Below are 12,318 nucleotides of genomic sequence, written 5' to 3' on the forward strand. Positions count from 1 at the left end.
GTAATTTGAACTGTGTCAGCTAAGGAAAAGAATAAAATATTAACTTTGCTAACACAGTTTATTTTATGAGTGAAGAATTTGATTTTGAAAGTATCAAGAACAAGGCTCTTGAACAGTTGAAGTCTGGTAAACCCTTGTTAGGTAAGGACGGTGCTTTTGCTCCGTTGTTGGAGAGTATATTAAATGCTGCCCTTGAAGGTGAGATGGACGCTCATCTTTCTGAGGATGAACGCATGAGTGGCAACCGTCGTAATGGCAAGATGCAAAAACAAGTACAGACTTCGATGGGAGAAGTCACCGTATCTACCCCTCGTGACCGTAACTCCACCTTTGAACCCCAGTTCATAAAAAAGCGTGAAACCATTCTTGCAGAAGGTGTTGCAGACCGTATCATCGGACTTTATGCTTTGGGAAACAGCACACGTGAGATAAGTGACTGGATGGAGGAGAACTTGGGTAATCGTGTGTCTGCTGAGACAATTAGCGCCATCACCGATCGTGTACTTCCGGAAATAAAGGCATGGCGTTCCCGTAGCCTGGACAGCGTTTATCCGATAGTCTGGATGGATGCCATCCATTATAAGGTAATGGACGAGAGAGGCTGTGCCGTAACCCGTGCGATTTACAATGTACTGGCTCTGGACAGCGAGGGACATAAGGATCTGTTAGGGATGTATATCTCTAAGAATGAGGGCGCGAACTTCTGGCTGAATGTATTGACAGACTTGCAGACCCGTGGTGTCTGTGACATACTCATAGCTTGTGTTGACGGATTGAAAGGCTTCCCAGACGCTATCCAAAGTGTGTTTCCTGATACTATTGTCCAGCTCTGTATTGTCCATCAGGTACGTAACTCCATCAAGTATGTCGGCAGCAAGCACCAAAAAGAGTTCATGAGGGATCTGAAACATGTCTATGGTGCGGTAAATAAGGAATCCGCTGAGACAGGACTTTTTAATCTGGAAGAAAAATGGGGTGAGAAATACCCTATCGTTATCAAGTCTTGGCAGGATAACTGGGAAAGGCTTACTGAATACTTCCAGTTTACGTCGGATATACGACGTATGATTTATACCACGAATACAGTCGAGGGCTATCACCGCCAAGTGCGGAAAGTGACAAAAAACAAGGGCGTGTTCCCTAACGACACCGCCCTTGAAAAGTTGGTTTATCTCGCTTACCGCAACATACGCAAGAAATGGACCATGCCCATAGCCAACTGGGCGGCCATCGCACAACAATTAGCGATAAAGTTTGGAGACAGATTTAAATTGTTGTAACTTTACGCTCGTCGGGAGTGCTGGTGCACCCCCTTGGCGCTGGCCGATCCCCGACCGATGAGCTTGGAAGAAAACGCCGCATGACACAGTTTATTTTACGTCTCCTCGTACTTCCTATTTTGTTAACTTTTTCCGGTGAAAAGTTTGGCTGTAACGGGGAAACTGTTTATCTTTGCATCCGTTCTCCAAAAAACTGCGGAAATAGCTCAGTTGGTAGAGCATAACCTTGCCAAGGTTAGGGTCGCGAGTTCGAGTCTCGTTTTCCGCTCTCCTTTTTAAGGATGCTCGAATGGTGGAATGGTAGACACGAAGGACTTAAAATCCTTTGGCCATTGCGGCTGTGCGGGTTCAAGTCCCGCTTCGAGTACTTGAAGGGACGAACGGTGATTTTCACTGTTCGTCTCTCTTTTTTTATCTTCATTATTCGTTGGAAATGAGTAGTTTAGCAGAAAGAATTGATTGACGGTTTTAGGTTCAATATGCTCGTTATTTTTGTCGTAGATAAACCCGTCGGGAAATACCAATTTTTGTAACCTCCTTCTTCCTTCTAATCCTTGTAATTCCCATAAATTGAATAAGTTAGAGCGCATTGAGAACGCATAATCAATGAATTTATCAAGGTTCAATATTTCTGTGTTCACCTTTGAATATTCTACCTGCAAACTTCTGATTTCTGCTTCTAATCTCGTCATTACCTTTACGCAAATTTCTTGTTTCTTTGTGTCGGAACAAAGTGCATAATTGGTTTCGACTTGCTCCAGTTCTTTTTCCTTTGCTTTGATATTGGATTTTATAGACTGAGCTCTTTCTTTATTCATGTTATCAAAGGTAATGGTTAGTTGTGTTTTAGGAGTTCTGATACCTTATCAGATAGAGAGTACTTGTTTACTTCCTCTTCAAAGGCTTCATGTACATTTTTGGTTGAACTGTTATACTTGCATCCTTTGCGGCTACAAACATAATAACCAATATCAGTACGCCCGAATTTCTTTCGCATCTTAGTTGATATACTTGCGGATAGATTATTGCCACAACAGGGACATTTGATGCTGCCTAGTAATGGTGCATACTCTTTATCTATCTTTTGTTCATATCCACTATGGTTTTTGAATAACTCTCCATTTACTTTCAAGAAAATTTCTTTTGGTATCAATGGAGGATGATTTCCTTGTACAATTATCCCCTTGCAAGAATTTATGTGCCATATAGCCACAATAAAAAGTGTTCTTGAACAGTTCTGATAGCTTCTGTTTACAGATATGGAAACCTTCTGCTGCCAGTCTATGCCTGATTTCTTCGTTAGATAGTTTGTTATTGGCTTTCCAAAGGAATGCTTTTCTTATTAGTTTTCCTTCTTCATTGATGGTTATAATCTGCTCTTTCTTTGTTGTTTTTTGCTCATATCCTCTTGGAACTTTACCAATCCATTTACCTTTTAGTAATGCTTTTACGCTGTTTTCAACAGTTGTTGCTCTCTTTTCGTCATTTTGAAACCTTGCATTTGCGAGTTCCATGAGTTGCATATACTTTCCGACTGGTGTACGTGGGTCATAATTTGATGTTGCAGATACTACGTATGCTCCTCTAGCTTCTACTTCTTCAATAATGGTTGTGCTTCCCGTTCTACTGAAACGGGAGGTACTGAACACTATTACGGTTTTTACTATCTGATTGCTGCCTTTCTTATTGCTCTGTTTGATGAAGGTTAACATACGGCTAAACTCCTTGCGTTCTTTATCGCTTTTAGCTGATTCGTAGGTTCCTCCAAACTCACCTACAATATTGTATGAGCGTGTGTTTGCATATTCTCTGCATTTATCTATTTGAGCCTCTGGACTTTGATCGTCTACTTGTTCACTGGAACTAACACGAGTATAGATGATGGCATTGCCGCCTACTTGTTCTTTTTGTTGTTTTTTGCCTTTAGCAAACCTTTTAATTCAAAATTTTCCATATTGTGCATCTTTTTTGTTATATGCCTCATAGCTCAAAACTGAAAAAGCATATAGTGGATCAATTAATTCTTTTGCATCCTCTTGGGATATTCCTTTGAAGTTGCGGTTCTCTTTGATGGTATCTAAGTTTAAATACTGTGCATTCATATTGTATTTCTATTACAAAGTTCATTATTAGTAAATTAAAAGGGAAAAGAAAGTGAATGTTAAACTTCCTCAATGCAGACGTAGGCACCAATGTCCTTTCCAAACAGGAGCCAGTTCTCTGCGTGAGCAAGCTGATCCCAGTGTAGGTAATCACTTAAATGGTTGCGGTATTGACGTTCCAATAAATTTCCGTCAACGCCATATAAAAGTATCCAATAATTTGCAACTGATTGGATAATTATCAATATAGTTCTTTTAAAAAAGACGCAAAGTCTTGCGTCAAACGAGTATCCTCAGCCACCATACGACAGTTGCGGGAAATATACTCATTGCTGCTCTTCAAAATCCAATGACGACGGAGGTTCAAAAAGACTTTCTTGCCACGAAGAGGAAAGTCTTGAACAACAACAGGCTCATAAAACCCTTTACTTTCTGTTTCTTGACCAGCATACTTCTCGGGGATCTGATTCTTCTCCTCAAGGTAAATGACAACTTTATTCACGCTTTCCTTTGCATCAACAAGATCAAAGTAATCCAAAGTTCCTTCAGGAAGAAGAAGGTGATAGCCATTTAACTCTATAAGCAATTAATTTGGAGACAAAGATAACTATTTATAAATTTAACCCTCAGGTTTATTCATTGGTCCATGTAAACCGAAAAAATGTATGAATGCTACAGTTAATGCGTGGTGGGTTAAAAAATGTTAAAAAGGCGAGTGGCCGCTAATGATTTGTGTCTGTAAAGGTGGTAAATGGAAGTATATTAGCCTTGGGATTGCCATAAATCCTAAGTTTTGGTACTTTGAGAAGAATAGGCATAAGCATAATTCTTCCAATCGGGAGCAAATATTGAAGGTAATTAATGAGCAAGAGCAAAAGTATTCAGAGCAGATATTACAATTTGCCACAAAGCAAAGAGATAATTCGCTTACAACTTTGGTTAAAACAGTGACTCCCGAACAAAAAGTTGAAACGGTAGATGAATTATTTGATAAGTATATAATTCAATTTAAAAGTGAAGGTCGATTAGGATATCTTTATCTGTACAGTAAGTACGAAATTAGCTATTAAAGTTCAAAGGTCATTTGGATGTACTTTTTTCTGAGATAGATGTAAATTGGTTAAGGGCTTATGAAATGCGGTTGAGAAGTCATCAGTTGGCTAATAATACGTTTAGAAAATATAAGGTGTCTAAATTTTGTAAAAAAAAATGACTAAACGTGTATTACTAAAGAACAAGTGAAGCAGGACATAGAATATAATAGGAGGAGAAAGGTTTTTATAAGAGATTAGTAGTTGGAATGTTTGCTTTCTTCTGATTTAATGGGTGATACTAATTTTGCAGATATGATAAGTTGAAAGATAAGACTATTAGGGGCATGTTCGTAGAATATTAAGGAATTAATAATGTTGTATTGTGGGCTGCGAGTGATAGAGATAATGAACCGTTATTGTTTTGAGCAATGTAGATGCATATTTCCTAATATTGGATAATCATGAGAGAATACCAAGGCTGGTATGAAATAGATATATGATGTGTTAGCCAATGTGAATAGGCATTTAAAGGATATTGGCGCAGAGTTAGAGATTGAATTGAAGATTTTCGATATGCATCATTTTTATGTATAATATAATCAAGGCATCAAAATAAAACACAAAGGATCGTGTGCTAAAATATTAGAAAACTACTTTTTTGTTATATAAAATCGCTAAAATCATTTTGAATAGTAGTTATGTCATTTTCTATACATCCAGGTATAAATATATGCATAATTTTGCACACATATCAAGTACTACTTTATAAGCAAGATACTTAATATTAGAAAGCCTACATTAACCAAATAAATATATGTATTATGAAAAAGTTCTTACTTGCTTTACTTGCGCTTTTGGTATGGGTACCGATGTATGCGCAAGACAGTAGAGTTACTGTTGGTGGAACAGTAATTGATGCAGATGGGATGCCTGTAATTGGCGCTTCTGTGATTGTAAAAGAACACCCTGACATTGGTACGATTACTGATGTGAATGGTGAGTTTTCTATTAAAGTGCCTGCTCCTATCAAAGGACAATCTCTTGAAGTGAGTTTTATTGGTTACACCACTCAAAAAATTGCAATCGGTACTAAAACCCAATTCAAAGTCACATTAAAGGAGGATACCCAATTATTAAATGAAGTAGTTGTAGTAGGTTATGGTACACAAAAGAAAGCTAATCTGACTGGTGCCGTTTCTACTGTAGACATGGGCCAGGCTATTGGATCTCGTCCTGTTACTGACTTAACTCGTGGATTGCAAGGAGCAGCTCCTGGCTTGTTAGTAACCTCTTCAAGTGGTGATATAGGTCAGGCAGCAGATATTCATATTCGTGGAGTCGATGGCTCTTTGAATGCGCAGTCTCGTCCTTTAATACTGCTTGACAACGTAGAAATCTCAGATATGATGATGGTCAACCCCAATGATGTGGAATCTATTTCAGTGTTGAAAGATGCCGCTTCAGCTTCTATTTATGGTGCACGCGGTACTTGGGGCGTGATTCTGATTACTACTAAAAAAGGTGAGAAAGGTAAACCGCGCCTTTCTTATGATAACAGTTTCGCGTGGTCCTCTCCAGTAAACTGTCCCGAAATCGCCGATGGTGATTTGGGAGTGGAATACATGCTGGCAGCTTTAAGAAAAACCGCGCCTAACACTACGCAATTCAATATATTAGGGGCTTATTTTGATGACACTAGTGTAGAACGTATTCGGCAGTGGAAAAATCTCTATGGTGATAAGGATCTTGGTGATGAAATGGTATATGGACGTGACTATGAAATCCGCAATGGTCATCCTTACTTCTATCGCCCTTGGGATGTAAATGATTTTTTAAACAGGGCGTCTTTCCAGCAAAAACATAATGTATCCATTTCTGGAGGAGGGGATAAATATTCTTTTTTTGGAAGCTTCGGCTATCTTAGCCAAGATGGTTTAGTAAAAATCACTCCAGAATCGGATAATTACACCCGTTTTAATGGCAATATGCGTATTGAAGTGACTCCGATTAAATGGTTAAAAATTCGTGGTGGATTAATGTACACTCATTCCGATAAACGTTCGCCTCAGTTTCGTTTAGCTACTGCTGAAAAGCAGGCAAATGAATATTGGTACAACTTTTATCGCTATCCTGAAACCTATCCCTACGGTTATATTGATGGTCAGCCCTTAAAAAACATTCGTACAGAATTGGAACAAGCCCACATGAATCACAAAATAAGTGATATGAGCCGCTTCCAAGTAGGTACTACATTAACATTTCTAAAAGGTTGGACTGCAGACTTTGATTATACTTACGTGTCAACAAATGGTCACAATAAACGTGCTGCAACTCCCATTTCTGGTATTAATCTTTGGAGTGACCCTACTTTGACAAAATGGGAGTCAAGCTTCTTTCCTGCTGAAAATTGGTTACGATTAGATTCATCTTGGAGTAAACGTCAGGTTGCTAAAGCTTATTCTACTTATGACGTCAAGCTTGGTAAACACGCCATTAAATTAATGGTTGGTATGGATGCAGAATATGCCAAATCCGAAAGTCAATATTCACGCCGTTATGGTCTATATGATCCTACCAAACCTGAATTCCCTTTGACAGATCCAGCTAACATGGATACGAACGGTAGTGCTTCGCATTGGAGCACACTAGGATTCTTTGGACGCGTAAACTATAACTTAATGGACCGTTATCTCTTTGAATTCAATATACGACGTGATGGCGCTTCTAAGTTCAGTAAGAATTGCCGCTGGGATACCTTCCCTTCATTCTCTATCGGCTGGTTGCTTTCCGAAGAAAAATGGATGGAACGCTTTAAGGAAATAACCAAAATGTCATTTACTAAGCTCCGTCTCTCTTGGGGGCGAATTGGTAATAATAATGTGGGCAGTCACAGTTATCTGAGTAATATAGGGAACGGACGTTCCGATTGGTGGATCGGCAGTACTAATCCACTTTCTTTTGGAACTCCCACTGTAGCAGCTACTACGTTGACCTGGGAACCTGTAGAAACTGTTGACTTAGGTATTAATGCTAAATTTTTTGATAATTCTCTTGATATCGAATTCGATTGGTTCAAACGTACTACACGCGATATGGCAGCTGCTGGGGAAGAGGTTCCACTGTCACTGGGAGCAAGTGCACCTGCCCGTAACTTTGGTGAGATGTCTACCTTAGGATGGGAATTATCTATAGGTTATAACAAAAGACTGAATAAAGACTGGTCCATCAATTTTCAAGGAAGCTTATCCGACCAAACCACCAAGATTACCAAACATGCCAACAAGGAGGTTAGTATTAAAGAAGGCGGTAATATCGGTGTAAATTACGAAGGTAAAATAATGGGTGAGATTTGGGGCTATGAAACCGATCGTCTATTTCAAGAAAGCGACTTTGATGGCAATAATGGCGAGGGAAACCCTATTTGGTACTATGGTTCCAACACTCCTAATCAAGATGCCTTGAATACTGCAAATTCATTCCATTATGGCCCGGGTGATGTCAAATACAAAGATCTAAATGGTGATGGCAAAGTGGATTACGGACAGGGAACTAATCTTGATCATGGTGATATGAAAGTGATTGGTAATACAACTCCTCGCTATATCTTTGGTTTGCGTGCTGGTTTTACTTGGAAAGATATTGATTTTAGTGCTTTCTTCCAAGGTGTAGGTAAACGTGACTATTGGGGTACCGGTCCATTGGTGATTCCTTGTTTCACCAAAAATGAGGCTGTGTATCAAAATCAGGTAACAAACTATTGGACTCCTGATAATCCTGATGCATTCTATCCTACTCCTCGTGATGCTGGTGCTAATAATCACAATGGTAATTGGCAACCTCAAACACGTTATCTATTAAATATGGCTTATATGCGCTTTAAGAATTTGACAATAGGTTATACTCTACCTAAGCAATGGATTCAAAAGGTCTCTCTCACATCAGCACGTATATTTGTGAGTGGTGAGAATCTTTTTACTCTCGACAATCTCGATGTAACGATCGATCCTGAAATTCAACAAAACAGTAGTGCAACAACTGATGCGAGAAGTTTTGGACGTACTTATCCCTACTTCCGCACGTTCTCTGTAGGTGTTCAAGTTAAACTTTAAAAACTCTGATTATGAAAAAAATATTATTAGCTTCACTTATGCTATTGGGCTTGGCGAGTTGTGATGATTTCCTCACTAAAGATCCTCTAACATCTTTTCAAGACGATGATTTTTGGTGCAATGAAAATAATGTACGTGGCTTCGCAATGGGCTATTATGCCTCACGTTTCCCTGGATATGGTAGTGGTGACAACGGTGGTGTTATGTCACAACGTCAAGCTCTGAACGATGATTTCACTAATACTTCTCTCTCTGGATTTGCCGCAGCTCCTATTGTAAAAGGAGGCAGTTGGGGGAGTCATTTAAGTAATATTCGTCGTGACAATATTTTTATTGATCGTGTAGAACGTGTTACAGAATGGGATGAAGAAACAGCAAATCATTGGCGTGGTATTGCCCGATTTTTTCGTGGATACGATTACGCTACTTTTGCCTCAATCTATAAGAATGTACCTTATTATGATCACGAGTTAACCATAGTTTCAGATGATCTTTTCCGCAAACAGGATGATGTATTTTATGTGATGGACAAAGTACTTGAAGATTATGAATTTGCTTCAAAAAACGTGTTAGTAAGTGATACAAAGACAGGGCCCGATGGTCAGGTTATCACTCAAGGAGTCGTTGATGCTTTTATGAGTCGTGACATGCTATTGATGGGGACTAAATTGAAATACGATCCTGCCACAACTGCAGAACAGATGGAACATGTTGCGAAATATTTGCAAGCAGCTAAGGATGCAGCTTGGAGAGTTATTTCATCAAATCGTTATAGCTTGTGTCCTAGTTTTCATGATCTTTTCTCAACAATTGATATCAGCCAGACAGCAGAGGTGAAACAGGAAATGATTCTTTGGCGTCAGTATGCAACCGGACAAGTGACTCATGCTATTATGACTTACGATCGCGACCTTACAGTTCAAGGCCAATCAGGAACTAAGGACCTAATTAATTCTTATCTCTGTCTTAATGGTATGCCTATTAATACAACAGCGGGCGCGAATCCTCAATTTAAAGGTGATAAGAATGCTGATAATGAAATGTCCAATCGTGACCCTCGACTCAATCAGACTTTTAAGGATGACTTTTATGTACAGTATAGTGAATATCCGGGCTATGCACAAAGTGGTTATAAACGTTGGCTATTTTTAAACAAACAACATGAAGATGACTTAGAGTCTACCCAAAGTTTCAATATTACTGATGCACCTATTATCCGTTTGGGAGAAGTGATGCTTAACTATATTGAAGCAGCAGCTGAGTTGGAAACTTTAGGTAAATACACAGTGACACAAGAAGATGTTGATGCTACAATCAATAAATTGCGTACTCGTGCCAGCTTTGGTGGGAAATTGGCTAAACTGCAGATCATTGGTGGCCAACCTGCAGTAAACGGTGTCGTATTCGATGATGCTGACCGAGATCCCGATGTCCCCTCTTTCTTATGGGAGATTCGTCGTGAACGTCGTGTCGAACTTGTATATCAGGGATTTCGTTTGAACGATTTGAAGCGATGGCGTAAGATTCACTATTTGAATTCCGATCTCTATCCTAAAAAAACGATCGGCTGTTGGTTAGAAAAAAACGATCAATACAAGAATCTTATTTTATGTGATGAAAATGGTATAGTTATTTCCAATGCTGGTAATGCGAAAGGGGAAGGTTATATCAAAGTATCTATGACTCCTCGTAATGCCGACAACGGCTATGTACTTGACCGTAATTATTGGGATTGTATTCCTTTATATGAGATCGACTATTACGAACGTAACGGAAGCCATCTTGAACAAAACCCCGGTTGGCCTCAAGGAGGTGCTGATGCAGAATAAATATTAGTTTAAATCTAACACAATAAAAGAGATGAAAAGTTTATATAAAATAGGATTGTATATAGGAATGATAGTACTTATTACTCTCTTTCCTATAAGTTGCGATGATGACGAGATAGATACAACTTGTCAGGTAACATTAGTTACCAATCAAAATCCTGGTAGCGAAGAGGATATTCTTCAGTTGACCGTTCAGGCGGGTGAATTTCTCAAAGAGCCAGAAATGGTTCGTGAGGGTTTTGAATTCGCGGGTTGGTACACTGACCAAGCTTCGGCAAATAACACTAAAAAAGATGCGGAGATCAAATTCAAAGCTTATGATTTGAAAACTACACCCATTTATTTAGATGTAACTTTATATGGTCGTTGGGTGAAATAACTTTCTTTAATACAATCCTGTCCCGCTATTTACTTGTAAGTAAATATGCGGACAGGATGAATTTAATACATAAAACAATTATGAAACGAAATATATTTTTGTCTTGTGCTGCCCTGTTAGCAGCATCTGTGTTTGCTTCTTGCTACAAAGACGATCACCAGCCGCCTATGGTTGAAGGAGGACATGCTGGTGTAGATTTTGTCATAGACAATAATAAAGTGATTACTGATAATTTTTTAGGATTCGGTACACAATATAATAATAATCTTTACACCACACGTACATTTGAAAATGATGGAGTCTCTGAAGAGAATCTTCCTGATTTAGAGAAAAAAGTTTTAGCTTTAGGGTCACAATATGTCCGTATATTCTTTGATAAAAAAAATTGGGAGAGTGTATCTGGATATAATCCTGAATATAAGGCTTCTTTTATTCGTACTGTGGAATTAGCTCAAAAAACAGGTGCATTGGTAAATATAACATATTGGCATTCTTCTATACCGGAAGATATGGGCAGATTTGCTGATGAAATATATGACTTGATTGTTAATAAGGGTCTTACTTGCGTAAAACAAGTTACCATTCAGAATGAAGTTAACTCTACAAAAATTACACCTGATGAATATCGAGTTCTCTATTCTGTTTTTATTGATCGTCTAAAAGAACTGGGTATAAGAGATAAAATTCAGCTAGTCGGTGGTGATCTGGTTCAGGATAATCAAAAAACTTGGTTTGAATATATGTCTACTAGTATGGCTACATTACTTGACGGTTATTCTTCACATATATATTGGGATTATTGGGACAAAGTCAAACCTGTTGATCGTTTAAGTGGTGTGGCTGATCTTTTATCCAATATGCAAGGGCAGGGAATTAAACCCTGTTATATTACAGAATATGGCGTGAGAGGTGAAAAGTCTGGTGGCGCTTTCAATAATCCTGGTTATTTACGCGGAACAGATACTCCTATTGGTAGAACCAATGAATGTGCTTTACGCCATGTCACATTCCATATCAATGCACTAAATTATGGCTTTGCCGGTTTGGTAAAATGGGATTGCTATAAAGCTAAATATGATAATGGAAATCAGTACTTTCCTGTAATAGGATCCGGTACCGATGGCTATCCTCTCTACCCTTCTTATTGGATGACTTGGGCTTTTACTCATTCATGCCAGCCTGGTTGGAAAGTATTAAGTGCAACTTCTGTTGTGTCTTCTGCACATAAACTTTGTGCTGCAATGAGCGATGGTGTTTCTAACTATACGATTTATGCTCAAACTACCGCCACTGTACAAACTCCGTTTGTAATATCAGGTATTCCTGCAAACAAAAAGTTCCGTGTATTAGCATGGAATGATGATTTAATGGGTGGTCTTACCGAACTAGAGCCTGTTACTTCAGATGCAGAGGGAGTAGTGCGTTTCAATGTGAAACCTGACGGTTTTATTACACTTACTACAATAGATTTCACTCTCCCTGAAGGATTGGAATAAATTAAGAGAAGGGAGTGTGGCGGAAATAATTTTTACCGCACTCTTTTTCTTTTTTATTATAAAGTTATTATTACCTCTTTTGAATAAAA

At 38.6% G+C, this 12,318-nt stretch carries 9 protein-coding genes, 2 tRNA genes and 1 pseudogene; 9 read left to right on the forward strand and 3 right to left on the reverse strand.

Going from position 1 to position 12,318, the window contains the following annotated elements; genetic code table 11:
* The first annotated feature begins 65 nt into the window (after positions 1-65).
* The 3 genes from NQ546_RS04335 (at position 66) to NQ546_RS04345 (ending at position 1,647) form a co-directional block, all read left to right on the forward strand.
* The gene (locus NQ546_RS04335) at positions 66-1,280 is read left to right on the forward strand and encodes an IS256 family transposase (protein ID WP_115615956.1); all 1,215 of its coding nucleotides are present in this window, start codon (positions 66-68) and stop codon (positions 1,278-1,280) included.
* A gap of 195 nt (positions 1,281-1,475) precedes the next feature.
* A tRNA-Gly gene (locus NQ546_RS04340) sits at positions 1,476-1,548 on the forward strand.
* Positions 1,549-1,563: 15 nt separating this feature from the next.
* Positions 1,564-1,647 (forward strand) — tRNA-Leu (locus NQ546_RS04345).
* Positions 1,648-2,377: 730 nt separating this feature from the next.
* Here NQ546_RS04345 and NQ546_RS04350 read toward each other — a convergent pair.
* The 3 genes from NQ546_RS04350 to NQ546_RS04365 all read right to left on the reverse strand — a co-directional run bounded on the left by NQ546_RS04350 (position 2,378) and on the right by NQ546_RS04365 (position 3,962).
* The gene (locus NQ546_RS04350; protein ID WP_081446777.1) at positions 2,378-3,220 is read right to left on the reverse strand and encodes a recombinase family protein; all 843 of its coding nucleotides are present in this window, start codon (positions 3,218-3,220) and stop codon (positions 2,378-2,380) included.
* Positions 3,221-3,382, reverse strand: a complete 162-nt coding sequence (locus NQ546_RS04355) for a hypothetical protein (protein WP_004292236.1) — start codon at positions 3,380-3,382, stop codon at positions 3,221-3,223.
* A 241-nt stretch (positions 3,383-3,623) separates the two neighbouring features.
* Entirely contained in the window at positions 3,624-3,962 is a 339-nt protein-coding gene (locus NQ546_RS04365) for an ISAon1 family transposase N-terminal region protein (protein WP_039953562.1), read from the reverse strand.
* Between the two features lie 139 nt (positions 3,963-4,101).
* On the opposite strand from NQ546_RS04365, the pseudogene NQ546_RS17380 reads away from it, so the two are divergent.
* From NQ546_RS17380 to NQ546_RS04385, 6 genes and pseudogenes are all read left to right on the forward strand, one after another.
* Positions 4,102-4,452 (forward strand): annotated as a pseudogene (locus tag NQ546_RS17380) (Arm DNA-binding domain-containing protein); the annotation flags it as partial.
* 14 nt (positions 4,453-4,466) lie between these two features.
* The gene (locus NQ546_RS17385) at positions 4,467-4,595 is read left to right on the forward strand and encodes a hypothetical protein (protein ID WP_167319262.1); all 129 of its coding nucleotides are present in this window, start codon (positions 4,467-4,469) and stop codon (positions 4,593-4,595) included.
* Between the two features lie 642 nt (positions 4,596-5,237).
* A complete protein-coding gene (locus tag NQ546_RS04370) occupies positions 5,238-8,525 on the forward strand; it encodes a SusC/RagA family TonB-linked outer membrane protein (RefSeq protein WP_004292241.1) in 3,288 nt (1,095 codons plus the stop codon).
* Between the two features lie 11 nt (positions 8,526-8,536).
* Positions 8,537-10,354 (forward strand): RagB/SusD family nutrient uptake outer membrane protein, encoded by a 1,818-nt coding sequence (locus NQ546_RS04375; protein ID WP_004292242.1) that lies wholly within the window; start codon positions 8,537-8,539, stop codon positions 10,352-10,354.
* Positions 10,355-10,385: 31 nt separating this feature from the next.
* Positions 10,386-10,733, forward strand: a complete 348-nt coding sequence (locus NQ546_RS04380; protein WP_004292243.1) for an InlB B-repeat-containing protein — start codon at positions 10,386-10,388, stop codon at positions 10,731-10,733.
* 80 nt (positions 10,734-10,813) lie between these two features.
* On the forward strand, positions 10,814-12,229 hold the full coding sequence (locus NQ546_RS04385; RefSeq protein WP_115615960.1) for a hypothetical protein: 1,416 nt from the start codon (positions 10,814-10,816) through the stop codon (positions 12,227-12,229).
* Positions 12,230-12,318: the final 89 nt, after the last annotated feature.

It is taken from the genome of Bacteroides eggerthii, assembly GCF_025146565.1.
Taxonomy (GTDB): Bacteria; Bacteroidota; Bacteroidia; order Bacteroidales; family Bacteroidaceae; genus Bacteroides; species Bacteroides eggerthii.

What these genes read in the sequence shown, in the direction of transcription:
- NQ546_RS04335 (WP_115615956.1), top strand. Translation starts at nt 66, where the DNA reads ATGAGTGAAGAATTTGATTTTGAAAGTATCAAGAACAAGGCTCTTGAA.
- NQ546_RS04355 (WP_004292236.1), bottom strand. Translation starts at nt 3,382, where the DNA reads ATGAATGCACAGTATTTAAACTTAGATACCATCAAAGAGAACCGCAAC.
- NQ546_RS04370 (WP_004292241.1), top strand. Translation starts at nt 5,238, where the DNA reads ATGAAAAAGTTCTTACTTGCTTTACTTGCGCTTTTGGTATGGGTACCG.
- NQ546_RS04375 (WP_004292242.1), top strand. Translation starts at nt 8,537, where the DNA reads ATGAAAAAAATATTATTAGCTTCACTTATGCTATTGGGCTTGGCGAGT.
- NQ546_RS04380 (WP_004292243.1), top strand. Translation starts at nt 10,386, where the DNA reads ATGAAAAGTTTATATAAAATAGGATTGTATATAGGAATGATAGTACTT.
- NQ546_RS04385 (WP_115615960.1), top strand. Translation starts at nt 10,814, where the DNA reads ATGAAACGAAATATATTTTTGTCTTGTGCTGCCCTGTTAGCAGCATCT.